Source organism: Pseudomonas sp. NFACC37-1 (assembly GCF_900101575.1).
In the GTDB taxonomy this organism is placed as follows: domain Bacteria; phylum Pseudomonadota; class Gammaproteobacteria; order Pseudomonadales; family Pseudomonadaceae; genus Aquipseudomonas; species Aquipseudomonas fluorescens_AA.
Map to the genome: position 1 here is coordinate 1 of NZ_FMUZ01000006.1, position 24572 is coordinate 24572.

The 24572-nt window shown below is 62.8% G+C and carries 21 protein-coding genes and 2 pseudogenes; 16 read left to right on the forward strand and 7 right to left on the reverse strand.

Annotation, left to right across the window (positions count from 1 at the left end; genetic code table 11):
- From BLP82_RS09185 to BLP82_RS09205, 4 genes are all read left to right on the forward strand, one after another.
- Positions 1-320 (forward strand): integrase core domain-containing protein (locus BLP82_RS09185; protein ID WP_139197836.1); only part of this gene is annotated, 320 nt, incomplete at its 5' end.
- Positions 321-490: 170 nt separating this feature from the next.
- Positions 491-1357 (forward strand): pirin family protein, encoded by an 867-nt coding sequence (locus BLP82_RS09190; RefSeq protein WP_092166873.1) that lies wholly within the window; start codon positions 491-493, stop codon positions 1355-1357.
- 185 nt (positions 1358-1542) lie between these two features.
- The gene (locus BLP82_RS09195; RefSeq protein ID WP_092166876.1) at positions 1543-2985 is read left to right on the forward strand and encodes a mechanosensitive ion channel family protein; all 1443 of its coding nucleotides are present in this window, start codon (positions 1543-1545) and stop codon (positions 2983-2985) included.
- Positions 2986-3306: 321 nt separating this feature from the next.
- Positions 3307-3747 carry a carboxymuconolactone decarboxylase family protein gene (locus tag BLP82_RS09205; protein WP_060741412.1) on the forward strand — a complete coding sequence of 147 codons (441 nt, stop codon included), beginning with the start codon at positions 3307-3309 and terminating at the stop codon, positions 3745-3747.
- A gap of 12 nt (positions 3748-3759) precedes the next feature.
- Here BLP82_RS09205 and BLP82_RS09210 read toward each other — a convergent pair whose 3' ends face one another.
- On the reverse strand, positions 3760-4524 hold the full coding sequence (locus BLP82_RS09210; protein ID WP_092166882.1) for an AraC family transcriptional regulator: 765 nt from the start codon (positions 4522-4524) through the stop codon (positions 3760-3762).
- Between the two features lie 98 nt (positions 4525-4622).
- On the opposite strand from BLP82_RS09210, the gene BLP82_RS09215 reads away from it, so the two are divergent.
- The 4 genes from BLP82_RS09215 to BLP82_RS09230 all read left to right on the forward strand — a co-directional run bounded on the left by BLP82_RS09215 (position 4623) and on the right by BLP82_RS09230 (position 9962).
- Positions 4623-5768 (forward strand): MFS transporter, encoded by a 1146-nt coding sequence (locus BLP82_RS09215; protein ID WP_092166884.1) that lies wholly within the window; start codon positions 4623-4625, stop codon positions 5766-5768.
- Positions 5769-5904: 136 nt separating this feature from the next.
- Complete coding sequence (locus BLP82_RS09220; RefSeq protein ID WP_092166887.1) at positions 5905-6405, forward strand: sigma-70 family RNA polymerase sigma factor; 501 nt, start codon at positions 5905-5907, stop codon at positions 6403-6405.
- 37 nt (positions 6406-6442) lie between these two features.
- A complete protein-coding gene (locus BLP82_RS09225) occupies positions 6443-7426 on the forward strand; it encodes a FecR family protein (protein ID WP_092166889.1) in 984 nt (327 codons plus the stop codon).
- Positions 7427-7523: 97 nt separating this feature from the next.
- Positions 7524-9962, forward strand: a complete 2439-nt coding sequence (locus BLP82_RS09230) for a TonB-dependent siderophore receptor (RefSeq protein ID WP_092166891.1) — start codon at positions 7524-7526, stop codon at positions 9960-9962.
- A 216-nt stretch (positions 9963-10178) separates the two neighbouring features.
- On the opposite strand, the gene BLP82_RS09235 is transcribed toward BLP82_RS09230, so the two are convergent.
- Complete coding sequence (locus BLP82_RS09235) at positions 10179-11330, reverse strand: MFS transporter (RefSeq protein ID WP_092166894.1); 1152 nt, start codon at positions 11328-11330, stop codon at positions 10179-10181.
- Positions 11331-11589: 259 nt separating this feature from the next.
- Here BLP82_RS09235 and BLP82_RS09240 point away from each other — a divergent pair, with 259 nt between their 5' ends.
- On the forward strand, positions 11590-12582 hold the full coding sequence (locus BLP82_RS09240) for a diaminopimelate epimerase (RefSeq protein ID WP_092166896.1): 993 nt from the start codon (positions 11590-11592) through the stop codon (positions 12580-12582).
- Positions 12583-12782: 200 nt separating this feature from the next.
- On the opposite strand, the gene codA is transcribed toward BLP82_RS09240, so the two are convergent.
- The 5 genes from codA to BLP82_RS09265 all read right to left on the reverse strand — a co-directional run bounded on the left by codA (position 12783) and on the right by BLP82_RS09265 (position 18171).
- A complete protein-coding gene (gene codA, locus BLP82_RS09245; protein ID WP_092166899.1) occupies positions 12783-14030 on the reverse strand; it encodes a cytosine deaminase in 1248 nt (415 codons plus the stop codon).
- Positions 14031-14042: 12 nt separating this feature from the next.
- The gene (gene codB / locus BLP82_RS09250; RefSeq protein ID WP_092166901.1) at positions 14043-15314 is read right to left on the reverse strand and encodes a cytosine permease; all 1272 of its coding nucleotides are present in this window, start codon (positions 15312-15314) and stop codon (positions 14043-14045) included.
- A gap of 276 nt (positions 15315-15590) precedes the next feature.
- Positions 15591-16421 (reverse strand): alpha/beta fold hydrolase, encoded by an 831-nt coding sequence (locus tag BLP82_RS09255; RefSeq protein WP_092166904.1) that lies wholly within the window; start codon positions 16419-16421, stop codon positions 15591-15593.
- Positions 16422-16650: 229 nt separating this feature from the next.
- Entirely contained in the window at positions 16651-17007 is a 357-nt protein-coding gene (gene queD, locus BLP82_RS09260; protein ID WP_025212792.1) for a 6-carboxytetrahydropterin synthase QueD, read from the reverse strand.
- Positions 17008-17091: 84 nt separating this feature from the next.
- Entirely contained in the window at positions 17092-18171 is a 1080-nt protein-coding gene (locus BLP82_RS09265) for a hypothetical protein (RefSeq protein ID WP_092166906.1), read from the reverse strand.
- Positions 18172-18404: 233 nt separating this feature from the next.
- Between BLP82_RS09265 and BLP82_RS09270 the strand changes: the two genes are divergently transcribed.
- The 7 genes and pseudogenes from BLP82_RS09270 to BLP82_RS31960 all read left to right on the forward strand — a co-directional run.
- On the forward strand, positions 18405-18713 hold the full coding sequence (locus tag BLP82_RS09270; protein WP_092166909.1) for a PepSY domain-containing protein: 309 nt from the start codon (positions 18405-18407) through the stop codon (positions 18711-18713).
- The gene (locus BLP82_RS09275) at positions 18713-19024 is read left to right on the forward strand and encodes a PepSY domain-containing protein (RefSeq protein ID WP_092166911.1); all 312 of its coding nucleotides are present in this window, start codon (positions 18713-18715) and stop codon (positions 19022-19024) included. Before BLP82_RS09270 ends, BLP82_RS09275 begins: the two co-directional genes overlap by 1 nt.
- Positions 19024-19692 carry a response regulator transcription factor gene (locus tag BLP82_RS09280; protein ID WP_053123507.1) on the forward strand — a complete coding sequence of 223 codons (669 nt, stop codon included), beginning with the start codon at positions 19024-19026 and terminating at the stop codon, positions 19690-19692. The genes BLP82_RS09275 and BLP82_RS09280 overlap by 1 nt, the downstream gene beginning before the upstream one ends.
- A complete protein-coding gene (locus BLP82_RS09285) occupies positions 19689-21002 on the forward strand; it encodes a sensor histidine kinase (RefSeq protein ID WP_092166914.1) in 1314 nt (437 codons plus the stop codon). Before BLP82_RS09280 ends, BLP82_RS09285 begins: the two co-directional genes overlap by 4 nt.
- 244 nt (positions 21003-21246) lie before the next feature.
- Positions 21247-22563: a Na+/H+ antiporter family protein gene (locus BLP82_RS09290; RefSeq protein WP_170842294.1), complete on the forward strand. Its 1317-nt coding sequence runs from the start codon at positions 21247-21249 to the stop codon at positions 22561-22563.
- 228 nt (positions 22564-22791) lie between these two features.
- Positions 22792-23565 (forward strand): annotated as a pseudogene (locus BLP82_RS31955) (cache domain-containing protein); the annotation flags it as partial.
- A gap of 312 nt (positions 23566-23877) precedes the next feature.
- Positions 23878-24471: pseudogene (locus tag BLP82_RS31960) on the forward strand (methyl-accepting chemotaxis protein); the annotation flags it as partial.
- Positions 24472-24572: the final 101 nt, after the last annotated feature.

The following is a 24572-nucleotide window of genomic DNA, read 5'->3' on the forward strand; positions in this document are numbered from 1 at the left end:
CAGCGGTACGAACGTGTCCCCCAGGGCTGATGTTTCACTCAGACCAAGGATGTCAGTACACCAGTCGCAAGTTTCAAGAAGAACTGACCCGCCACGGCATTGTGCAAAGCATGAGCCATCGGGGACAGTGCTGGGACAACGCTCCAACAGAGCGTTTTTTCGGCACGCTGAAGTCAGAGTGGGTACCTCGCAATGGCTACAGCCTGATCGAGGAGGCAAAAACGGACATGGTGCGTTTCTTCATGTACTACAACCGCACCAGGCTCCACAGCTACAACAACTACCTGTCGCCAATAGCCATGGAGCAAAAAGCGGCATAAACACCGTAATCGGTGTCCGGGATTACTTGACCAGTTCAAGCTCGCTCCCACAGGTTCTTGATCGTTCTCCAAATGGAACGCTAAGGCCGGTTTTTGCCGTCTAGTGCTTCAAGGGGGTGGGTTTTAAGCTGTGTCCATTAAATCGCAGTACCTGATTTTGGAGACACGGCATGAAAAAAATCATCGGCCTCTACACCAGGCCACGGCCCCATTGGGTCGGCGACGGTTTCCAGGTGCGCACGCTGTTTTCCTACGACAACCTGGGCAAGCACATCAGCCCGTTCCTGCTACTGGACCATGCCGCTCCCACCGAATTCACGCCGACCAGCGAGCGTCGCGGCGTCGGCCAGCATCCCCATCGTGGGTTCGAAACCGTAACCATCGTCTACCAAGGCGAACTGGAACACCGTGATTCCACCGGCAGCGGCGGCAAGATCGGTCCCGGAGATGTGCAATGGATGACTGCCGCTTCCGGCATCATCCACGAAGAGTTCCACTCCGAAGCGTTTGCCCGCCAGGGCGGGTTCATGGAAATGGTCCAACTGTGGGTCAACCTGCCCGCCAAGGACAAGATGGCCCCGGCCGGCTACCAGACGATCCTCAAGGGCGACATTCCGAACATTGCCCTGAAGGACAGCGCCGGCAGCCTGCGCCTGATCGCCGGCAGTTTCGAAGGGCATCAAGGCCCGGCACGGACCTTCACCCCCATCGACGTTTGGGACATCCGCTTGAATGCCGGGAAAACCCTCACCCTTGATCTGCACGAAGGCCACAACACCGCCTTGGTGGTGCTGCGGGGCTCGGTCCAGGCCAATGGCCGCGAACGGGTCGAGGCCGGGCAGATGGCCCTGTTCGACCGGGCCGGCGACCAATTGAGCCTGCAAGCCAATAACGACGCGGTGGTGTTGCTGCTCAGTGGCGAACCGATCGACGAACCCATCGTGGGCCATGGTCCGTTCGTGATGAACAGCGAACAGGAAATCCACCAGGCCTTCAATGATTTCCACTCCGGGCGCTTTGGCCGGATGGACGATTGACGCTAGTCACGCAGGGCCAATGTGGGAGCGGGCTTGCTCGCGAAGACGGTGTGTCAGTGAAGTAAATGCCCGCTGACACTCCGCCTTCGCGAGCAAGCCCGCTCCCACAGGGAGTTTTGCGGGGATCTCTACAGCGTGTTCAATCTGTGCCAATCTTCGCCAATCGCCCTCCTGGAGCTGTCCCGATGCTGTTTCTGATCTCCGAGCACCCACTGCTCTGTGCCCTGGCGCTGCTGGTGTTCGACCTACTGATGTGGCATCTGGTCAGTGCGGATCGGATCTATTGGAAAGTCGGCGCAAGGCTGGTGATTTTTTCGTTGTTCAGCGTGCTGCTGTTCAACGAAGGCCTCAACCCCATGGTCCCGGCGCAGTGGGTCGACGATGTGCCGCGGCACCTGGCCGCTACCGGTTTGCAGATCACCTGGTGGCTGTTCGCCGCGCGAACCCTGACGGTACTGATCGTGGCGGCGATGATGCAACGGGTCGGCCACACCGGGCGGTTGTTGCAGGATTTGCTCGGTGCGGTAATTTTCCTGATCGCCGTTATCGCGGCATTGGCCTATGTGCTGGATCTGCCGGTCAAGGGCGTGCTGGCCACGTCCGGCGCCATGGCGATCATCGTCGGCCTGGCCTTGCAGAGCACCCTCAGCGACGTGTTCTCCGGGATTGTGCTCAACACCACCAAGCCCTATCAGCTCGATGATTGGATTTCCATCGACGGCACTGAAGGCCGGGTCACCGACATCGACTGGCGGGCCACGCGCTTGCAGACTGCCCAGGGCAGCATGGCGGTGATTCCCAACTCGTTGGCGGCCAAGGCCAAGGTCATCAACTTCAGTCGCCCCAGCGATGTCCATGGCCTGTCCATCAGCATCCAGGTCAGCCCTCACGCGCGGCCACAAACCGTGATCGACGCGTTGGAACGGGCCATGATCGGCTGTCGTTCCCTGCTCGCGACCCCGGCCCCCAGCGTTGCCCTCAAGAGTAGCGGCAGCGGCGGGGCGGAATATGAAATCAGCGGGTTTGTCGCCTCCATGGCCCTGAAACGCACGGTGCGCAACCAGTTGTTCGACCTGGCGTTCCGGCATTTGCAGGCGTCGGGCGTGAGCCTGCTGTCCACCAGTGAAAGCGCCACGCCCCAGGCGGTGTCGCGGCCCCGGGCATTGCTGGAAAGCTCGAGCATTTTCTCCACCCTGCGCCAGGATGAGAAAGACACCTTCAGCCAGAACATGACCCTGCAAACCTTCCGCGCCGGCGATGTGATCCTGGCGGCGGGGGAGGTCAGCGATCACCTGTTCATCATCGAGTCAGGGGTGGTCAGCGTCACCCTCATGCGCAACGGCCAGCCACTGGAGGGCGGACGCATGGGGCCGGGGGAAGTGATCGGCGAAGCCGGAATCGTCGCCGAGCAGGCGGCCCTGGCGACTTTTTCCGCCAAGACGTTCTGCACCCTGTACCGCATCGAAAACAGCTACCTCAAGCCGTGCCTCGAGGCCCGTCGCGACATCAACGACGCGATGAAAAACCTGCTGGACGTGCGCATGCACCTGGCCCAGAACCTCACCCGCGAACTGCCCAAGCCCGTCGCCAAGAAACGCTTCCTGCAGTGGCTGCGCAGCCGGGCCTGAAGCCTATCTTGAAGTCCCCATGTCCCCTGTGGCGAGGGAGCTTGCTCCCGCTGGGTCTGTAGGAGCTGACGAGCGAAGCGAGGCAGCGATCTTTCCACTGCCAATTGAGTCTGGCGCGAAAGATCAAAAGATCGCAGGCTTCGCCAGCTCCTACAAAGCCGAGCGGGAGCAAGCTCCCTCGCCGCAAGCGCCTCCAGCCCTCCTTCAGGTAAACCCCGACGCGTTCGCCATTGGCCACCCGAACTTCCCAACAATTGGCTATTTGTACCGCGCCACTGCACGGCTAACGTAGCGCTACACCTCATTGTTCTGGAGTTCACCATGCAACCGCGTATCGATTTCTACACCGCTTCCCCAGACGCTTTTAAAGCCATGCTGGCCCTGGAAAACGCCGCCTCGAACCTGGGCCTGGAGAAGTCCCTGCTGGAACTGGTCAAGCTGCGTTCCTCGCAAATCAATGGCTGCGCCTTCTGCATCGACATGCACACCGCCGACGCCCGCAAGGGCGGCGAGACCGAACGTCGCCTGTACGCCGTGACCGCCTGGCGCGAAGCGCCGTTCTTCACCGGCCGCGAACGCGCCGCACTGGCCTGGACCGAAGCCCTGACCCGCCTGAGCGACACCCACGCGCCGGACGCCGACTATGCCCTGCTGAGCGAGCATTTCAGCCCCAAGGAAATGGTCGACCTGACCGTGGCGATCAACGCCATCAATGGCTGGAACCGCTTGGCGGTGGGCTTTCGCAAGATGCCTGAGGCGTAAGCCGGGCGGCAATCAACCCAAGTAGGCTTTTGGCGTAAAGCCGGTCATTTGTTTGAAGAAGGCGATAAAGGCGCTGTCGCTGGCAAAGCCTAATTCGAAAGCGCTGTAACTCAGGCTGCGGCCGGTGGCGAGCAGTTCAATGGCGCGCATCAGGCGCCATTGTTGCCGCCACTGTTGATAACCCATGCCGGTTTCCCTTTGAAAGATTCGGCCAATGGTCCGGCCACTGGCCCCGATTTGCGCTTCCAGTACGTTCAATGTCGGCGGCAAATGCTGCAGTGCCGCGAGCAGAGGTGCCAGGCGTTTGTCCTGAGGCAGCGGCAGCAGCATCGGCTGTTGAGGTGCTTCGCGGATTTCATTCAGGCACAACCCCAGCAGATGCATGTTACGGCCTTGTGTCCAGTCGCTGTCGAACGCTGCGTCGGTGATCGGCTCAAGTACGGCGCGTAGCAATGGTGATACGTCAATGATGCACACGTGTGAAGGCAAGTCAGCGCACAGCGATGCTGTCAGGTAAATCGATCGATAGTCCACGCTCTGTTGCATCACGGCACGATGGGAGATCAACGGCGGAATCCAGGCCGCTCGCGATGGTGGCAGCAGGCACAGCTGCTGCGCCAGGGTAATACGTGTGCAGCCCTGCCGTGTGAACAGCAGTTGCCCGCGCTGATGTCGATGCACGCCGGAGTCATGGTGATCCAGCGTTGCCGCGAGACCGATCACCGGCGCGTCGTGGCGGTCGGGGTCGAATAGGGCATGAGCGTCGAGCCAGGCCATAACTTGTCCGATTTCAAGGATTATTTGTCGAGCTTCGGATAATACGACAGTCATGGCTTCATAGACTGGTCGCCCTTCTTGGAACGAGCTTGGCCTGCATGATTTCGCGACCTTCCCTTTGCCTGGCAATTGCCTTGGTAATGTTTCCGCAAATTGCCCAAACCCTCTACAGCCCAGCGTTGGCAGACATCAGCGCGAGTTTTGCCGTCAGCGCAGAAATGGCCGCGCAGCTGTCATCCACGTTTTTCTTGGGGTTCGCCCTGGGGGTAGCGGTGTGGGGACGGCTGTGTGACCGCATCGGTCGTCGACCCGCCATGTTGAGCGGGTTGGCCTTGTATGCTGCAGCGACGATGCTGGGGTTGAATGTCGACACCTTCGATGCGCTGCTGACCGTTCAGGCCCTGGCTGCGTTTGGGGCGGCAGTCGGTTCGGTGGTGACCCAGACGGTCCTGCGTGATCGCTACCAAGGCGCGCAACTGGGCCAGTTTTTTTCAGTGATCGGTATTGCCCTCGCCGCCAGCCCGGCGATTGGTTTGTTCAGTGGCGCCAGCCTGGTACGACTCTTTGGTTACCAGGGCGTACTCGGCGGCCTATTGGTGTTGTCATTGATTTTACTGGCGTGGTGCGCACGAGTCTTGCCCGAAACCCTGCCGGCCCGTCTCCCTGCACAACCCTTATTGAAGACGCTATGGCGCGTGCTCAAGGATCCATCCATCTGGCGCTCGTCGTTTCTGGTCGCCGCCTTCAACGTCGCGCTGTTCAGTTACTACAACCTCGCGCCGTTCCAGTTCGAACGACTTGGATTGAGCCCTGAGTGGTTTGGCTACAGCGGCGTGATCCTGGCACTGGGCTCGGGCTTGGGGGCTTGGCTGAACAAGCGCTTGCTGGCACAGGGGGGCGCCGGCGACCGATTATCGGCGATGGCGGCAGTGGCGCTGCTGATCGGTGGGACGAGCGTTCAGGTCTTGCTGGACAGTGGTGGTTTTGTTGTGGCGATGCTGTTGATCGTGCTGGCGTTTGGCATGGCGATACCCAACGTGCTGGGCGCCGCGCTGGTTCGCTATGGCGACTGCATGGGCACCGCTGGTGCGTTGTTTGGCTTGTTCTATTACCTGTTGATCGGCGGCGCGTTGATGCTCGCCGCCTGGTTTCAGGCGCTGGGTTGGACCTTGATCCTGTGTGGCGTTCTGGCGGTGTGCTTGACGTGCGCCAGACTTGGTCCAGCTAGAGGCCAGTCCATCTGACCTGTGGGAGCAAGCTTTGCTCCCACATAGACTTAATCCTCATCTTTAAAGCTTCGGACGACAGGCACCGTAATAGGTTTGCTTCGTATGAATAGTAACCATTACTATTCATGCCCCGTTTCCACAGCGCGCCGCGATGACCCCCAAGCTGCCCCGCAGACCCGGCTTTTTCGAGCATTACGAAGAGTTGATCGGCACCTGGACCCGTCGCCTGCGCAATCGCCAGCAGGCCGAGGACCTGGCCCATGACACCTTCGTGCGGGTGCTTGAGTCCGATTCGAGCGGGGTCGAGCAGCCACGGGCCTATTTGCATCAGACCGCGCGCAACATTGCAGTGGATGGCTATCGGCGCGAAGATCGACGGGGGGCCATGGAAGAGGCTGTCATCGAACCTGGTCAGTCGTTTTCGGGCGACCCGGAGCACTTCATGCACGCGATCCAACTGGCGGACTCGATCGAGCGGGCGCTTGCCGAGCTGCCGGCCAACTGCCGCACGGTGTTCGTCTGGCAGAAGATCGAAGGCCTGACCCAGGCGGAAATCGCCGAGCGCCTGGGCCTGTCAAAAAACATGGTGGAAAAGTATATGATCCGCACCCTGCGGCATCTGCGCGATCGCCTGGACGGACCAGGCCAATGATCCATCGTCTTCTTCCACCTGAGCCACAGGACCTTCCATGATGGATAGCCGTGAATGCCCGTGTGGGCAGGACAGGGTTCGCGATGCGGCGGCGCAATGGTTCGTGCGTTTGCAAGCGCCCGCCATGAGTGTCGAGGAGCGCCAGCGTTTCGAAGCCTGGCTGGACGAACACGCCAACCACCGTGACGAAATTCAATTGCTCCAGGGTATCTGGAGCGCCACGGACCTGCTGCCCAAGGAACGCCTGCGAGCGCTGTGCGAACCTCCCGCCGAACGTCCCAGGCGTCGGCCACTGCTGCGCTATGCCGTCGCCGCCGGACTGTTCGCGGTGGCGCTGGGGTTGGGGCTGTTCAGCGGTTTGAGTTCTTCCACCGACTACAGCGGCGAATACGCCACCGCCCTTGGCGAGCGTCGGCATATCGCCTTGCCGGACGGTTCGGTGATCGACCTCAACAGCCGCAGCCGGGTGCGTATTCAATTCGCACACCGTCAGCGCCGGGTGGAACTGGTCGAGGGCGAGGCCCTGTTCAGCGTCGAACACGATGCTGGCCGGCCATTCACCGTCAATGCGGGCAACGGCCAGGTGACGGTGACCGGGACGCGCTTCGATGTGCGCCGCGATGCCGACAAGACCCGGGTGGCGGTGGCGCAGGGCAGCGTCAAGGTCCAGGGCCGCGCCGCGCCCACGGCTCAGTCGGTCAGCCTGACAGCAGGCCTAGGCACCCAGATCGATGCCCAGGGCAAAGTCGCCACGCCTTACACGGTCAACACCGAGGCGCTCACCGCCTGGCGCCATGGCAAGCTGGTGTTCAACGACGCGCCGCTCAAGGACGTGGCTGAAGAAGTCTCCCGTTATCGCACCCAGCCCCTGCGGGTCGGCAGCGCGGCGGTGGGCAACCTGCGCCTGACCAGCGTGTTCCGCGCCGACGACCCCGAGGCGCTGCTCAAGGCGCTGCCGAACATCCTGCCGGTGGCCGTGCGTAACCTGGATGACGGCAGCCAGGAAATAATCGCACGATAGATTCAGGTTTTTTCCGAGTTCTTCGTCTTCTTGTCCAACTGCAACTGGTTTGCATTAACAGCCGCGTATTCTTGCGATCAACAGGACAAGGTTCGACGTGAAAACAACCGCCAAAAACAACAATCGTACCCACTTACGCTGGCTGGCCCGGGCCCTGACCCTGGCGGTCGGCGCCGCTGTGCCCCAGGCGTTCGCCGATCAGGCCGCCACCGCCATTCACATCCAGGCGCAACCGTTGGGGCAAGCCTTGACCCAGCTCGCCCAGCAGACCGCGTTGCAAGTGTTCTTCAGTGCCGAATCGGTGGCCGGCAAACAAGCGTCGGCGGTGGACGGCAACTTGTCCCCGGAAGCGGCCTTGCGCCAATTGCTGCAGGGCAGCGGCCTGCAATACCAGATCGATAAGGGTTCGGTGACCGTGTTGCCAGCACCTTCGGCGTCCAACGCCGGCCCGCTGGAGCTGGGGACGACTGAAATCCAGGTGGTCGGTGACTGGCTCGGCGATGCCAACGCCGAAGTGGTGCAGAACCACCCCGGTGCGCGTACGGTGATCCGCCGCCAAGCGATGGTGGAGCAGGGCGCCATGAACGTCGGCGACGTGCTGCGGCGGGTGCCGGGGGTGCAGGTGCAAGAGGCCAACGGTACCGGCGGCAGCGATATTTCCCTGAACGTCGGCGTGCGCGGCCTGACCTCACGCTTGTCGCCACGCTCCACGGTGTTGATCGACGGCGTACCGGCGGCGTTCGCGCCCTATGGCCAGCCGCAACTGTCCATGGCGCCGATTTCCCTGGGCAACCTGGACAGCGTCGACGTGGTGCGTGGCGCCGGCTCGGTGCGCTATGGGCCGCAGAACGTCGGTGGGGTGATCAACTTCGTGACCCGTGCCATTCCGCAGAAAGCCACCGGTGAAATCGGCACCACCCTGGAAACCTCCCAGCGCGGCGGCTGGAAGCACATCGACACGGCCTTCCTCGGCGGCACCGCTGACAACGGCCTGGGCGTGGCACTGTTGTATTCGGGCGTCAACGGCAACGGGTATCGCCAGAGCAACAACGGCAACGACATCGACGACGTGATTCTCAAGACCCATTGGGCGCCGACCGATGTCGACGACTTCTCGCTGAACTTCCACTACTACGACGCCAAGGCCGACATGCCCGGCGGCCTGACCCAGGCCCAGTACGACGCGGACCCGTACCAGTCCGACCGCGACTGGGACGACTTCAGTGGCCGGCGCAAGGATGTGTCGTTCAAGTGGATCCGCCAGATCAATGAGCGCACCCAGGCCGAAGTGCTGACCTATTACTCCGACAGCTACCGTGGCAGCACCATCGCCTCCCGGGACCAGCGCAACCTGGTGTCCTCCCCGCGCACTTATTACACCTTCGGCATCGAACCCCGGGTGTCCCACGTGTTCGACCTGGGCCCCACCACCCAGGAAGCCAGCGTCGGTTATCGCTACCTCAAGGAAGGCATGCACGAAGAGGCCAGCCGCCTGGCGTTGCGCAATAACGAACCGGTGGTGCGTCCGGGGGCCGATGGCCACGTCTACCAGGACCGTACCGGCGGCACTGAAGCCCACGCGGTGTATATCGATGACAAGATCGATGTCGGCCAGTGGACCATCACCCCGGGCATCCGCTTCGAAAGCATCAGCACCGAATGGCACGATCGCCCGGTGCTCGACACCGCCGGCCGCCCCGTGCAGGAGAAACGCCGCAGCATCGACAGCAACGAACCGCTGCCGGCCCTGAGCGTGATGTATCACCTGTCCGATGCCTGGAAGCTGTTCGCCAACTACGAGACCTCGTTCGGCAGCCTGCAATACTTCCAGCTCGGCCAGGGCGGCGACGGCAACAACACCGCCAACGGCCTGAGCCCGGAAAAGGCCAAGACCTATGAGATCGGCACGCGGTACAACGATGATGTGTGGGGCGGGGAAGTGACGCTGTTCTACATCGACTTCGACGACGAGTTGCAGTACATCAGCAACGACGTGGGTTGGACCAACATGGGCGCGACCAAGCACCAGGGGCTGGAGGCTTCGGTGAACTTCGACATGGCCGCGCTCGACCCACGCCTCGAAGGCCTCACCGCCAACGCCGGTTTCACCTACACCCGCGCGACTTACGAAGGCGAGATCCCGAGCTTCAAGGGCCGTGACTTGCCGTTCTATTCCCGCCAGGTGGCCAACCTGGGCCTGCGCTATGAGATCAACCGCTGGACCTACAACCTCGACGCTTTTGCCCAGTCCAAGCAGCGTTCACCGGGCAACAACGTGAACGCCGATGGCAGCTTCAGCGGCGACTACATCACCGATGGCACCGCCGATGGACAGTACGGCGACATGCCGGGCTACGTGCTCTGGAACGTGCGCGCCGGCTATGACTTCGGTGCACAGCTGTCGAACCTGAAAGTCGGCGCCGGGGTGAAAAACCTGTTCGATCACCAGTACTACACCCGCTCCAGCGACAACAACTCGGGTATTTACGTCGGCGCACCGCGTACGTTCTTTGTGCAGGCGAGTGTGGGGTTTTGATGAAAACCCAGGGTTGACGCGTATTCTTGTGGCGAGGGGATTTATCCCCGCTGGGCTGCGCAGCAGCCCAAAATCCTGCCGATGCGGTCTGTCTGGCATAGTGAGGTGACTGGTTTCAGGGCTGCTTTGCAGCCCAGCGGGGATAAATCCCCTCGCCACAGATAACCCCCCTTGTCACAGATAAATCTCCTTCCCACAAAGAGTTGTGTGGAGGCATCAGACCTTCAACACTTTGCCACTGGCCGCAACCGCCACCAGCGACAACGCAATCAACCCAAACGCAAAGCTCAGGCTGCTGCCATGGGCGACGAAGCCAATCAGCGCCGGACCGGCGAGGATACCGGCATAGCCGATGGTGGTGATGGCCGGTACGGCGATCGCTTCCGGCATCAGGGTCTGTTTGCCGACGGCGGTGTACAACACCGGTACGATGTTCGAACACCCGGCACCCACCAACGCATACCCCAGCAGCGCCGCTTGCCACATCGGGGCGAGGGTCGCCAGCAGGAATCCCGCGGCGGCGATCGACCCGCCATAGATGATCACGCGTTTGGCCCCCAGGCGATGCACCACCGAGTCGCCGGTCAGGCGGCCGACGGTCATGGTCAGCGCGAAGGCGGCATAACCCAGCCCGGCATAGGCGGTATCCACCGCGCGCTCGGTGGTCAGGAACACGGCGCTCCAGTCCAGCACCGCGCCTTCGGCCAGGAACACGATGAAACAGAGGATGCCGATAAACAGCACCACACCATGGGGAATGGCGAACGCCGGTCCCGAGCTTTCACTGCCGTAGGGCAACAGGTGCGGCGCCGCCTTGAACAACGCCACCAGCAGCACGCCATTGACCACCAGCGTCGCCCCCAGTGGCGAAAGCCCCAGGCCGAGCAGGGCGCTCACGCCGGCCGCGCCAATGATCCCGCCGAGGCTGAACATGCCGTGGAAACCCGACATCATGGTCTTGCCACTGGCCCGCTCGACGATCACCGCCTGCAGGTTCACGGTCGAGTCCACGGTGCCGAGCCCGGCGCCAAACAGGAACAGCGCCGCCACCAGCCAGGGCAGGGAAGTCATCGTCGCCAGCAACGGCAATGCCAGGCAGATCAGAATCGTGCCGCCGCTGAGTACCCGACGGCAGCCGAACCGCGTCGCCAGCGCGCCGGAAATCGGCATCGCCAGGATCGACCCGACCCCCAGGCATAACAGCAGCAAGCCGAGGGTGCCCTCATCCAGGTTCGCCCGCACCTTGGCATAAGGCACCAGCGGCGCCCAGGCGGCGATGCCGATGCCGGCGATGAGGTAGGCGATGCGGGTGGACATCTGTTCCAGGCGTCCGGGGACAAAGGTGGGCGGGGGGGTGATGGCAGTCATGAAACGTCCTTGGCTTTCGTGCAGTGCGGTGGTGCAGGCAGGGGCCTATGCTTGCATATCCACTGACCGCACCGCGACCCCCAAGGTGCCAAAGCCCTGCAGCCCCCTCCTTGGACACCGCGGGTCATTGGTCCTTGTACGGGTTCACCAGACAGTTGCGTATCTGTCGAACCTGACAGGTTACGGCGCAAAGATTTGGCTGTATGAAGCAGGCTTCGCCTAAACTATCGGCCCTTCTGGCTTCCCCCGGACCCGATGCATGGCACCGTTCTACGACGCACGCGGAAATCTCTATGGAGTCGTTTCACCGCAGCAGGTCCGTGACCATGGCATCGATCTGCCTCCGTCGGCCGCCCAGGCCGCGCAGACCCGCGAGGCCTGGGCAACGGCGGCCGTGCACGCGTTCTGCGCCTGGACGCCGGATGAGGCGCCGTCGGATGCCAAGGCGCATCGCAGTGATGGGTTGCTGATTGGCCCGTTCCAGAGTGAACCGCCCTTTGATCTGTTGATCGTCAATACCGATGGGACACTGGCCGAGCGCAGCGGCAATGGCCTGACGATTTTCTCCCAGGCCTTGCAAGAGCAGGGCTTGATGGCAGGGACCGGTGATTGCTTGCTGCAGGTCCATCACGATAAACCCGACGGCTTGTCACCGCTGCAAACCTCGGTTCGCGCCGCTGAATTCGAAGGCGCCCAAGGCTTCTGGCTGGACTTGGGCAAACCGCTGTTCGGGCCCGGTGCCGTCGGTGCCCAGGACGTCAAGCGTGTGATGTTCAACCAGTGCGACGTCAGCCGTGTGGCGGCGCTTGAACGGTTGAACCCGGCCTGGGGCAACAGCCAGTTCGTGAACATTGGCAACCCTCATTGCGTGACGCTGGTGGACGGAGCCGAGGCGTTGCCGAGCAATTCGCAGATGCGTGCTGCGGCGCTGTGCCAGAGCCTGACCCGTATCGCTTATGCTCCTCCGGGTGGGGCTGGAATGCCGTGCCCGATGGGGGTGAACCTGCAATGGGCCTGGCTCGAAGCTGAAGGGCGAATCGCCGCCCGGGTGTTCGAGCGAGGCGAAGGTCCCACCGCATCCTCGGGCACCAGCGCCAGCGCCGTGGCCAGTGCTGCCTGGCGGGTGGGCTGGGTGAAGGCGGGCGTGGTGAGGGTGGTGATGCCCGGCGGCACGGCGCCGATTTTGCTGGAAGAAGCGGCGGGCGAGTTGGTGCGGGTCAGGTTGTTTGGTACGGCGCGGCTTGTGCCGTAGGGCTTTCTGGAGGTTTTGTGGTGTGGCTTATACCGCTATCGCGAGCAAGCTCGCTCCCACAGGGGCCCTGTGTCGGACTCAACATTTATGTCCGCTGAAGATCCCCTTGTGGGAGCGAGCTTGCTCGCGATGGCGGCACTACATCCAACATCAATGCAACTGACCCACCGCCGTCGCGAGCAAGTTCGCCCACAGGGAAATCAGCCGGGCTGCTGCGCAAACTCCACCACCGGCATCTGCCGCTTCATCAGCACTTCGCCATTGCGAATCGAGTAGAGCGGCAAGCCCTGGCTGCGGATCACTTCGTAGTCGCTGTCCGCCGACAGGATCAGCAGGTTCGCCGGGCGGCCGGGCTCCAGCCCGTAGCGCTCGCCCAGGGCCATGGCCTTGGCGCTGTTGTCGGTGACCAGGTCCAGGGCGCTTTGCAGGTTGCGGTAGCCGAGCATGTGGCAGATATGCAGCCCGGCTTCGAGCACACGCAGGATGTTGCCGTTGCCCAGGGGATACCACGGGTCGACGATGGAGTCCTGGCCGAAACACACGTTCATCCCGGCTTCGAGCAGTTCATTGACCCGAGTGACCCCACGGCGTTTGGGGAAGGTGTCGAAACGCCCCTGCAGGTGAATGCTTTCGGTCGGGCAAGAGACAAAGCTGATGCCCGAATGCCCGAGCAGGCGGAACAGCTTGGCGCAGTAGGCGTTGTCGTAGGAACCCATGGCCGTGGTGTGGCTGGCGGTGACGCGGGCGCCCATGTCGCGGCTGCGGGCTTCTTCGGCGAGCACTTCGAGAAAGCGCGAATGCGGGTCGTCGGTTTCGTCGCAATGCACATCCACCAGGCAACCGGTGCGTTCGGCCAGGTCCATGAGGAATTTCACCGAGCTGACGCCCTGGTCGCGGGTGTACTCGAAGTGGGGAATGCCGCCCACCACGTCGGCGCCCATGCGGATCGCCTCTTCCATCAGTTCGCGGCCATTGCGGTAGGACTCGATGCCTTCCTGGGGAAACGCAACGATCTGCATGTCGATCAGGTGACGGCTTTGCTCGCGCACTTCCAGCATGGCCTTGAGGGCCGTCAGTTCTGGGTCGGTCACGTCGACGTGGGTGCGCACATGCTGGATGCCATGGGCGGCGAGGGCCTGGATGGTTTTCTTGGCGCGGGTGCTGGTGTCTTCCTGGGTGATGGTGGCCTTGCGTTCGCCCCAGCACTCGATGCCTTCGAACAGCGTGCCGCTCATGTTCCAGCGCGGTTCACCGGCGGTGAGGGTGGCGTCCAGGTGGATGTGCGGTTCGACGAAGGGCGGGACCACCAGGTTGCCGCCGGCGTCGAGGTCTTCCGGGCCCAGGCTGGGGGCTTCGGTCTGGCGGGCGATGTTGGCGATCAGGCCGTTTTCCAGGTGCAGTTCATGCAAGCCTTCGCGGTTGCGCAGGCGGGCGTTGATGATGTGCATCGGGCAAATCCTTTATAGGTCTTGTAGAGGTGCGTCAGCGGTGCGAATACCCATTACGCCGATCAATAGCACATACGTTAGCGCGCCGGTGGCGATTCCTACCAGTGGCGCGACCCACGGCGAATTGAACGCGGCGACCGTGCCGAGCCCATAGGCAAACAGCCCAGGCCAGTTGAACGCCGGCAACCGGGCTTCGGCCAGGCGTGGATAACGGCCGCGCCAGCGGAAGAAGAAATCGGCCATGATCACCCCGCCAATCGGTGGGATGACGGTGCCCAGCAGAATCAGGTAAGGCACCAGCAGATCGTACATGCCCAACAGGGCCAGCAGCGTGCCGATCACCGCGCCGCAGAGGGTCACGGTCTTGCGCCGGCGGGTGCGCAGCAGGTTGCAACCGGCCACGGCGAAGTTGTAGATGGTGTTGTCCTGGGTGCTCCAGATGTTGAGCAACAGCATCGCCATCGCCGCCATGGCGAAGCCCTGCAGCAACAACACTTCGACCACGTCCGGTTGCTGATAGACGATGGCCCCGTAGGCGCCGATCAGCACCATCAGGCCGTTGCCGAGGAAGAAGCCGATCAGGCTCGCCAGCACCGCGACCTTCGCCGAGCGGGAGAACCGCGTCCAATTGGTGGCCTGGGTCGCGCCGCTGACGAAGGTGCCGAACACCAGCGTGATGGCGGTGGACCAATCGAGGCTGCTCGTAGGCACCACCGCCAGCAAGCCTTCGAAGCCGCCGACTTTCACCGTCGCCACCCACATCGACAGCATCAGCAGCAACATCATGGCTGGTACGGCGATGTACGAAAGGATTTCCAGCCCGCGATAACCGACGTAGGCGGTGGCGCAGAACCCCAGGCCGAACAGCACCATCAACCCGAGCACGGTGCTCTCGCTCAATTCGAAATACTTGCCCAGCACCACGGCGGCGGTCGCCGTGCCCCAGGCGTACCAGCCGATCTGGGTGAACCCGAGGATCAAGTCACTGAGCTTGCTGCCCACCTCGCCGAAACAGAAACGCCCCATCAACACCGAATTGAGCCCGCTCTTGAAAGCGATGTAACCCAGGCCGGCGGCATAGAGGCCCAACAGCAGGTTGCCAATCACAATCACGGTGAGCATCTCGGCAAAACCGAACGCCACCCCCAGCTTGCCGCCGGCAAACATTGTGGCGGTGAAAAAAGTGAAGCCCAGCAGCACCATGGCCGTGGAGGCCAGACCCTTGCGGGCATGCATCGGGACTTCGCTCAAGGGGTAGTCGTTGCCCGGATCGTTCTGAGTCATGTGGCGGTCCTTGCGGATGAGGGGAATATCGCAAGCGTGCAGCGGCCGTGCCAAACGGGTGATCGCGAGGTTATTTATAGACAATCCTGGGGGATTGGGTGGGCGCAGGGATCGAAAGCGGTGCGCGAGTGATTCAAGTTGGAACACAGATCTCATTGCGCATGCAGATCCCCTGTGGGAGCGGGCTTGCTCGCGAATGCGGTGCGTCAGGTACGAATATATTGGCTGACACACCCCCTTCGCGAGCAAGCCCGCTCCCACAGGGATGCGGTTTCTTCAGGTGCAAGAGGACAATGGCAGAAACCGCAACAGCGCCGCCACGATGGCTTCCGGCGCGTCTTCCTGGACCAGGTGTCCGGCATTTGGAACAGGGTGAAATTGTGCCCCCGGGATCAGCCGTTGCAGGGCCCGGCCGCGTTCGATGGGGATCCACTGGTCATCCTCGCCCCACAGGATCTGGGTCGGACAGCGCACGTTCGGATACAGGCCCTCGGCTTCACGGGTGTAGCGTTCGTCCATCTGTGCGATCTGCCGGTAGAACGCCGCCTGGCCGGGCTCGCCCAGCCATGGCCGCACGTAGGGCGCCAGTTCGTCGTCCGGGATGTCCCGTTTGATCGCGCCGCGGACATAGGTGGGCACGATGGCCCGCTGAATGTAGTCGGGCAGGCCGCTGAAGGCCGCTTCATGCTGGCGGACATGCTGCACAAAGGGCGAACCCCAGGGCGACAGCGCCACGGGGTCGATCAGGGTCAGGCTGCGGTAATCCTTGCCGTTGAGCAGGTGCGTGCGCAGGGCCGTGGCACCGCCAAAGTCATGGGCCACCACGTCCGGGCAGTCCAGGCGCCAATGCTCCAGCAATTGTGCGAGCAACAGGTTTTGCACGCCGAGGGACACGTCGGCGTCGGGTTGCGCGGATTGGCCATACCCCAGCAGGTCGAAGTAATGCACCCGGTGGGTGGCGAAGAACAGCGGGGCGATCCGGTGCCACACGTAGGAAGAGAAGGGCGTGCCGTGGACAAACACCAAGGGTGGACCATCGCCGTGGATGGCGTAGCGGATGGGGTGTCCGTTGAAGTCGTAGGTTTGATCCAGCGGCCAGTGGGTCATGCTCGATACTCCCCTGAAAATGGCTCAGGGGAGCAAGCATAGGCCAATGCCATTTACTTTGGAAAAACCGATTGTTGCGAGGAAGCTTGCTCCCGCTGGACCTGTAGGAGCTGCCGAGCGAAGCGAGGCTGCGATCTTTCCCCAGACAATTGAGTCCCAAGCGAAAGATCAAAAGATCGCAGCCTTCGGCAGCTCCTACAGCGCAGCCCAGCGGGTGCAAGGAAAGTGGTTATTCGCCGTGGTAGATGCAACCGCTGGTGCAGGTCTCATGGATGCGGATGGCACTGAGCTCCGGCAGCAACGGCTTCAACTCGTTCCAGATCCACTTGGCCAACACTTCGCTGGTGGGGTTTTCCAGGCCGGGGATGTCGTTGAGGTAGTTGTGGTCCAGGCGCTCGTAGAGGGGCTTGAAGATCGCCTTGATCTCCGAGAAGTCGCGAATCCAGCCGGTGTGCGGGTCGATATCGCCGCTCAGGTGGATCGCCACCTTGAACGAGTGGCCATGAAGGCGGCCGCACTTGTGGCCTTCCGGCACGTGGGGCAGGCGGTGGGCGGATTCGAAGGTAAATTCTTTGAAGATTTCCACAGGTTCGGGCTCTTTGAAGGTAGCGGTCGCGAGGCAGGCGGCGGAGTTTATCAGTTTGATAACGGCGTTGCGCGACCGTGCTGACTAAAGGGTCAGCAAACGCTCGCCCAAGCCACCGTTGGCCGTCAGCTCCAGGAACTCGTCGCCGAGCCGGCGGCTCTCGTCCATCGCCGTGCGCCAATATTTGCGGCGGCTCGGGTCATCGCCCATGAAGCGCTTGAAGTCGTTGCGGTCTGGCAGTTTGCCGTAGGGCAGGCGTGCCAGGTATTCCCGGGACGGTGCCAGCAACAGCACGTCCTGCAGACGGTCGACGTTGCCCCGACGCCACGGCAGGCCCTTGTCGAACCAGCCGGGAATGACCCGGTCGGTGAAATGCGGGTAGAGCACGATGTCCTCGCCGCTGTAGGGCAGGTCGAGGTGATAGTCCAGCAGACCGCCGTCGCGGTAGGTGCCGGCACCGGCGCCCGGCAGGTCGCGCACGCCTTCCATCACCATCGGGATCGAGCCTGACGCCAGCAGGGCCTGGCGCAGGTTGCCGGCGGCCAACGGCACGAAACGCGACGGAAAGTCATTCAGCGGATGCAGGGGCGGGGCCAGGCGCGGGTCATGGATGATCAACCGCTCGAAATGCCGCGACAGCCGGGCACGGCCCCGCAGGTTGTCGGCGATCACCGACGACAGCCCCAGGCCCAGCCGGCCGCGATGATCCTGGGCGAGCAGGCCGTGGCTCTTGACGACCATGATGTTGAGCCGATACCGCGGGTTATCGAGGATCGAGGTGTCGCGGCCGTCGAGCAAGTCATCGAGCATGCGCTGCGAGCTCTGGCTGACACCGGCCATGGTCACGCCTTTGGCGAAGCTTTGTTCGTTGTACAAGGTGCCCAGGCGCCGGATCCCTTCGGCGGCGTCCGGCAGGCAGGCGCTGGCGAAGCGCCAGGCCCCCACCGAGGCCCCGATCAGCGAGCGTTCCCGGGGCGCGGCGGGCAGCCATTCGCCGAACAGCGCCAGGTCCAGCCCTTGGATGCCCAGGGCCTTGGGGCCACCGGCGGCGCCGGGCAGGATGCCGACGTCGGCGGCGTTCAGGCCGGTCTGGCGAATCCGCCCGAACGCACGGGGGCCGGCCTTGAGGGTGAGGGCGGGGAACTTGATGTGGATGGCGGTCATACCGGTCTCGAATACGGGTAAGCGGCTGATTATAACGACACAAAACCCTGTGGGAGCGAGCTTGCTCGCGATAGCGGCGGCACATCCTGCATCGTTACAAGCTGACCCGCCGCCATCGCGAGCAAGCTCGCTCCCACATTATTGATGTGGGTTCCATGATGGCGATTCAGTTTCAGTTAAGTTCACCCCGATACAGTCGCCCCCGTGAAAGATTATAAAAAAGGAGACAACCCATGAACCGCCTGACTGCCTTTTTCATCGCGACCCTCATGGCCCTAGGTACGAGCCTGGCTCAGGCACGAGACCTGAACGCGGACGAAGCCCGCAAACTGCAAGACGCTGGTACCATCCTGTCCTTTGAAAAACTCAACGCCAAGGCCCTGGCCAAACATCCCGGTTCCACCGTAACCGACACCGAGCTGGAGGAAGAGTACGGCAAGTACCTCTACAAGGTGGATTTGCGCGATGCCAAGGGCGTCGAGTGGGACTTGGAATTGGATGCCGTCAACGGCGAGGTACTCAAGAATCATCAGGATACGTAATGAAGCTTAATCTACGCGCCCATGGTCGATGGGCGCTGGCGCTGCTGGCGTTTTGTTCTCTGGCCATGGCCCGGGACCTGGATCAGGACGAGGCCCTGCAACTGCGTCAGCAGGGCGTGATCCTGCCGCTCGAACAGCTGCTGCAACAGGCGCTGGACCTGCACCCCGGCGCCAAACTGCTGGAAGCCGAGTTGGAGGAGAAACACGGCGTCTATATTTATGAGGTCGAGCTGCTGGACACCGACGGCGTCGTGCGCGAACTGGACCTGGAGGCCAAGACCGGCCGTTTACTCAAAGATAAGGAAGACTGATGCGCCTGCTTCTGGTGGAAGATCACGTGCCCCTGGCCGATGAACTGATGGCCGGGCTTGCACGCCAGGGCTATGCCGTCGACTGGCTGGCCGATGGTCGCGACGCGGTGTACCAGGGCAGCAGCGAGCCCTACGACCTAATCATCCTCGATCTCGGCCTGCCGGGCGTGCCGGGGCTCGACGTGTTGGCCCAATGGCGCGCTGGCGGCCTGGCCACGCCGGTGCTGATCCTCACTGCCCGCGGGTCGTGGGCCGAACGTATCGAAGGCCTCAAGGCCGGGGCCGACGACTACCTGACCAAACCCTTTCATCCTGAGGAGCTGCACCTGCGGATCCAGGCGCTGCTGCGCCGCTCCCATGGCCAGGTCAACCAGCCGACGCTCAAGGCTGCCGGATTGCACCTGGACGAGAGCCGCCAATGCGTGGTCCGCGACGGCACCGACATCCAGCTCACGGCCGCCGAATTTCGCCTGTTGCGCTATTTCATGCTGCATCCCGAGCAGATACTTTCCAAAAGCCATCTCGCCGAACACCTGTACGACGGTGAGACCGAGCGCGATTCCAACGTGTTGGAAGTCCACGTCAATCACCTGCGGCGCAAGCTGGGGCGCAGCGTGATCGAAACCCGTCGCGGCCAGGGTTACCTGTTCGGCGGGCAGGCACAGTGAGATCCATCCAGCGGCGCCTGAGCCTGGGCCTGATCGGTGTGATGGTGGTGGTCGGCCTGGTCCTGGCGCAAACCAGCCTGTGGTTGTTCGAGTTGGGCCTGCAGCGCTACCTGGAAGCGGGGCTGCGTAACGACAGCGAGAACCTGCTGGTGGCCCTGGTGCGCGGCCCCCAGGGCTTGCAATTGGATGAGCGCCGCTTGTCGCCGGCCTATCAGCGGCCGTTTTCCGGGCATTATTTCCGCATCGATTTTGCCGATGTGCACTGGCGCTCCCGCTCCCTGTGGGACCAGGAATTGCCTCGGCTCGACCACCCCGGCCTGCACAGCAACCTGCAACTGGGCCCAGAGGGCCAGAAGCTGCTGGTACTGCGCACCGACTATCGGCGCCTGGGCCAGGCGATTTCCATCAGCGTGGCCCAGGACTACACGCCCGTGCGTGACAGCTTCCGCCGGATGCAACAGATCGGCCTCGGGCTCGGGTTGGCGGGGCTGTTGCTGATTCTGTTGCTGCAACGCATCACCGTGCGCCGAGCCTTGCGTCCCCTGGACCGCGCCCGGGAGCAGATTGCCCAGTTGCAGCGCGGGCAGCGTTCGCAACTCGACGAGCAGGTGCCACGGGAGTTGGAGCCGCTGGTGACGCAGATCAACCATCTGCTGGCCCACACCGAAGACAGCCTCAAGCGTTCGCGCAATGCCTTGGGCAACCTCGGCCATGCCTTGAAAACCCCGCTGGCGGTGCTGCAAAGCCTGGCGTCGAACGAGAAACTCGACCCCTATCCCGAGCTGCGCAAACTGTTGCTCGATCAACTGGAGCAGGTCCGCCAGCGCCTGAACCGCGAACTCAACCGCGCCCGCCTGTCCGGCGATGCCTTGCCCGGCGCGCACCTGGACTGCGACGCCGAGCTGCCGGGGTTGCTGGCCACGCTGAACATGATCCACGGCGAACACCTGCACCTGAGCTACGTCGCCCCGCCAGGCCTGCACCTGCCCTGGGACCGTGAAGACCTGCTGGAATTGTTGGGCAACCTGCTGGACAACGCCTGCAAATGGGCCGATGCCGAGGTCCGCCTGACCATGACCGAGACGGCCGAGGGTTTCAGCCTGGCCGTGGAGGACGACGGCCCGGGCATCCCCGCGGACCGCCGCGACCAGGTGTTCAGCCGCGGCACGCGGTTGGATGAACAGACCGATGGACACGGCCTGGGCCTGGGCATCGTGCGGGACATCGTCGACACCTGGGGCGGGATTCTGGCGTTGGACGACAGCGAGTGGGGTGGCTTGAAGGTCGTCATCGAGCTGCCCAAACGCTGATCTCATGGCACCGCCCCCCTGTGGGAGCGAGCTTGCTCGCGACAACAATCTATCGGTGGCTATCTATGTGGCTGAACGGACGCCATCGCGAGCAAGCTCGCTCCCACAGGGGGGCGGTGGTGGTAGTCAATATTGCGAGACTTGAAAACCCGCCCCACGGCCCTTGCAGCTTGCCGCCGCTTGCTGCAAAGTCGCGACCTTTTTGTCCGGTGGCTCTCCATCGCTGTGCTTTGAGGTAACGATGATAAATGCAGTAATTGCCGCGGTTGGCGTCATGCTGGTGCTCAGCCTGTCCCGCGTGCATGTGGTAATCGCGCTGATTGTCGGCGCATTGGTGGGTGGCCTGGTCGGCGGCCTGGGCATCGAGGCGACGCTCAAGGCGTTCAACGCCGGCCTTGGCGGTGGTGCGACGGTGGCGCTTTCCTACGCCTTGCTCGGCGCGTTCGCCGTGGCGATCGCCAAGTCCGGCATGGCCCACGCCCTGGCGGACAAAGCCCTGGTCCTGGTGGGTCGCCAAGATGCCGCCGGTGGCACGGGCGTCAAGTGGGTCCTGATCGGCCTGCTGGGAACGGTCGCGGTCGCCTCGCAGAACATCCTGCCAATCCATATCGCCTTTATCCCGCTGTTGGTGCCGCCACTTCTCTATGTGCTGACCAAGCTGCAATTGGACCGTCGATTGATTGCCTGCGTCATGACCTTCGGCCTGATCACGCCGTACATGTTCCTGCCGGTGGGCTTCGGCAATATCTTTCTCAACGAGATCCTGCTGGCCAACATCGCCCGCAGCGGCGTGGACGTCAGTGGCATCAACGTCACCCACGCCATGGGCATTCCGGCGTTGGGCATGGTGTTCGGCCTGCTGCTGTCGTTGTTCAGCTACCGCAAGAAACGCGTCTACGACCTGAAGAGGATCGCCCGGGTCGAGCAGGTGGCGGTGCGCTACAACCCCATGACCCTGCTGGTGGCGGGGCTGGCGATTGTCGCGGCGTTCGCCATCCAGCTCTTGGTCGACTCGATGATCATTGGCGCCCTGGCCGGCTTCCTGATTTTCTCGGTATCGGGTGTGGTGCGCTGGCGTGAGACCGACGACCTGTTCACCGAAGGCATGAAGATGATGGCGATGATCGGTTTCATCATGATCGCCGCCTCAGGCTTCGCCGAAGTGATGAAGGCCACTGGTGAAGTCCAGAGCCTGGTGGAGACCTCGGCGGCCTGGATCGGCCACAACAAGGGCATCGGCGCGCTGATGATGTTGTTGGTGGGGCTGCTGGTGACCATGGGCATCGGCTCGTCGTTTTCCACGGTGCCGATCCTGGCGACGATTTTCGTGCCGCTGTGCCTGCAACTGGGCTTCAGCCCGCTGGCGATCGTCTGCATCGTCGGCACTGCCGGCGCCCTGGGCGATGCGGGTTCGCCCGCCTCGGACTCGACCCTGGGCCCGACCTCCGGCCTGAACATCGACGGCCAGCACCATCACATCTGGGACACTGTGGTCCCGACCTTTATCCACTACAACCTGCCGCTGCTGGCGTTTGGTTGGGTGGCGGCGATGGTGTTGTAGCCTCGAGACCGAGTCGCCTCAATCGCGAGCAAGCTCGCTCCCACAGGGTGCGGCGGTGTTCACAATGTTTGTGTTCACACCGATCCACTGTGGGGGCGAGCTTGCTCGCGATGAGGCTCGTGCATTCAACGACTCTGCCGACGAACCGTTCACCTTGTCCTACAGTTTTGCCGTGCGGTGCCGTTAATACAGCTAACCACGCCAATAAAACCAACAAGAGTGAACAGCATGCGCCTGAGCCTGAAGGCTAAAGTCCTGTCCCTTGCGATACTGCCGGTATTGCTGTCCGCCGTGATCATCAGCCTGACCACGGCTTTCATCTTGAAGGAACAAGCGGGTAAAGAGGTCCAGCAGACCCGTGAGCGCCTGCTCAGCGAGGCCAAGGCCACGCTGCAGAACTACGTGGCGGTGGGCCTTACCGCGATCAAGCCGCTCTACGATGCCGCCGCGCCTGGCGATAACGAAGCGCGTGCCCAGGCGATCAAGCTGCTGTCGAATATCAGCTATGGCAAGGATGGCTACTTCTTCGGTTACGACTCCGAGACCATTCGTCTGTTCAAGGCCAACAGCCCCGATGGCGTGGGCAAGAGTTTCAAGGACAACCGCGACCCGAACGGTGTCTACGTCAACCGTGACCTGGTGAAAGTCGCCAAGGACGGAACGCATTATCTGGAATACAGCTCGCCACTGCCCGGCAGCAAGGACTTGGTGCCCAAGCTCGGCTACACCGAATACCTGCCCAAGTGGGACCTCGCGGTCGGTAGCTCGGTCAACCTGGACGGCATCGAAGCCCAGGTGGCACTGGTGGAGGCCAAGGTCCACGATCGCCTGCAAGGCGTGATCTTGAGCATCGTCGGGATCGCCGCGGTGGTGTTGCTGGTGATTGCGGTGGTGGGCCTGGTGCTCGCCAACACGATCTTGCGTCCCCTGCACCTGATGAAGGACAACCTCGACGACATCGCCGCGGGCGAGGGTGACTTGACCCGTCGGTTGACCATCACCAGCCAGGACGAGCTGGGCCAACTGGCCGGTTCGTTCAACCGCTTCGTCGACAAGATCCACGGCCTGGTGCGGCAGATCACCGACATGACTTCGCAACTGACCGGCCTGGTGACGCAAGTTTCCGAGCAGGCCCAGCGCTCGGAGCAGGCCATGGAACGTCAGCGCCACGAAACCGATCAGGTGGCCACGGCGATCAACGAGATGTCCTCGGCTGCCCAGGAAGTCGCCCGCAGTGCCCAGGGCGCCGCCGTCGCGGCCCAGCAGACCGACGAAGAAGGCCAGTCCGCCAAGCGTGTGGTGGCCGGCAGCATCCAGCAGATTCATGCGCTGGTGAACGATATCCGCAGCAGCGGCGTGTCTCTGGACAGCCTGCAGCAGGACGTGGCCTCGATTGTCAGTGTGCTCGGGGTGATTCGTTCGATCGCCGAGCAGACCAACCTGCTGGCCCTCAACGCCGCCATCGAGGCCGCGCGTGCCGGCGAGGCGGGGCGTGGGTTCGCGGTGGTAGCCGATGAAGTGCGGGCTCTGGCCAGCCGGACCCAGCAGAGTACCCAGGAAATCCAGGGCATGATCGACCGTCTGCAATCCGGCACCCATGCGGCGGTGGAAGCGATGCGTCGTTCCAGCGAGGCCGGCGATGGCACCTCGGAGCGGGCCAACGAGGCGGGCGCCTCCCTTGACACCATGGCGCAGCTGATCGGCACCATCAACTCGATGAACGCCCAGATCGCCAGCGCCGCCGAAGAACAGACCGCGGTGGCCGAGGAAATCAACCGCAGCGTGCATCAGATCGCCGTGGCCGTGGACAGCGTCGCCGACGAAACCCAACTTGGCGCCCAGACCTCCCGCAGCCTGGCCGACCTGGGCCAGCGCCTGGGGCAACTGGTGGGGCAGTTCCGGATCTGACCCTCAGGAGCTGCCGAAGGCTGCGATCTTTCGCTCTCGATCCAGATGTTTTCACCTGGGCAACCGGGTCTTATCGGGAAAGAAGGATCGCAGCCTTCGGC

What these genes read in the sequence shown, in the direction of transcription:
- BLP82_RS09265 (WP_092166906.1), bottom strand. Translation starts at nt 18,171, where the DNA reads ATGACCGCCATCCACATCAAGTTCCCCGCCCTCACCCTCAAGGCCGGC.
- BLP82_RS09240 (WP_092166896.1), top strand. Translation starts at nt 11,590, where the DNA reads ATGGCACCGTTCTACGACGCACGCGGAAATCTCTATGGAGTCGTTTCA.
- BLP82_RS09225 (WP_092166889.1), top strand. Translation starts at nt 6,443, where the DNA reads ATGATGGATAGCCGTGAATGCCCGTGTGGGCAGGACAGGGTTCGCGAT.
- BLP82_RS09270 (WP_092166909.1), top strand. Translation starts at nt 18,405, where the DNA reads ATGAACCGCCTGACTGCCTTTTTCATCGCGACCCTCATGGCCCTAGGT.
- BLP82_RS09210 (WP_092166882.1), bottom strand. Translation starts at nt 4,524, where the DNA reads ATGGCCTGGCTCGACGCTCATGCCCTATTCGACCCCGACCGCCACGAC.
- codA (WP_092166899.1), bottom strand. Translation starts at nt 14,030, where the DNA reads ATGCACATCATCAACGCCCGCCTGCGCAACCGCGAAGGCTTGCATGAA.
- codB (WP_092166901.1), bottom strand. Translation starts at nt 15,314, where the DNA reads ATGACTCAGAACGATCCGGGCAACGACTACCCCTTGAGCGAAGTCCCG.
- BLP82_RS09190 (WP_092166873.1), top strand. Translation starts at nt 491, where the DNA reads ATGAAAAAAATCATCGGCCTCTACACCAGGCCACGGCCCCATTGGGTC.
- BLP82_RS09195 (WP_092166876.1), top strand. Translation starts at nt 1,543, where the DNA reads ATGCTGTTTCTGATCTCCGAGCACCCACTGCTCTGTGCCCTGGCGCTG.
- BLP82_RS09255 (WP_092166904.1), bottom strand. Translation starts at nt 16,421, where the DNA reads ATGACCCACTGGCCGCTGGATCAAACCTACGACTTCAACGGACACCCC.
- BLP82_RS09275 (WP_092166911.1), top strand. Translation starts at nt 18,713, where the DNA reads ATGAAGCTTAATCTACGCGCCCATGGTCGATGGGCGCTGGCGCTGCTG.
- BLP82_RS09205 (WP_060741412.1), top strand. Translation starts at nt 3,307, where the DNA reads ATGCAACCGCGTATCGATTTCTACACCGCTTCCCCAGACGCTTTTAAA.
- BLP82_RS09235 (WP_092166894.1), bottom strand. Translation starts at nt 11,330, where the DNA reads ATGACTGCCATCACCCCCCCGCCCACCTTTGTCCCCGGACGCCTGGAA.
- BLP82_RS09280 (WP_053123507.1), top strand. Translation starts at nt 19,024, where the DNA reads ATGCGCCTGCTTCTGGTGGAAGATCACGTGCCCCTGGCCGATGAACTG.
- BLP82_RS09220 (WP_092166887.1), top strand. Translation starts at nt 5,905, where the DNA reads ATGACCCCCAAGCTGCCCCGCAGACCCGGCTTTTTCGAGCATTACGAA.
- BLP82_RS09215 (WP_092166884.1), top strand. Translation starts at nt 4,623, where the DNA reads ATGATTTCGCGACCTTCCCTTTGCCTGGCAATTGCCTTGGTAATGTTT.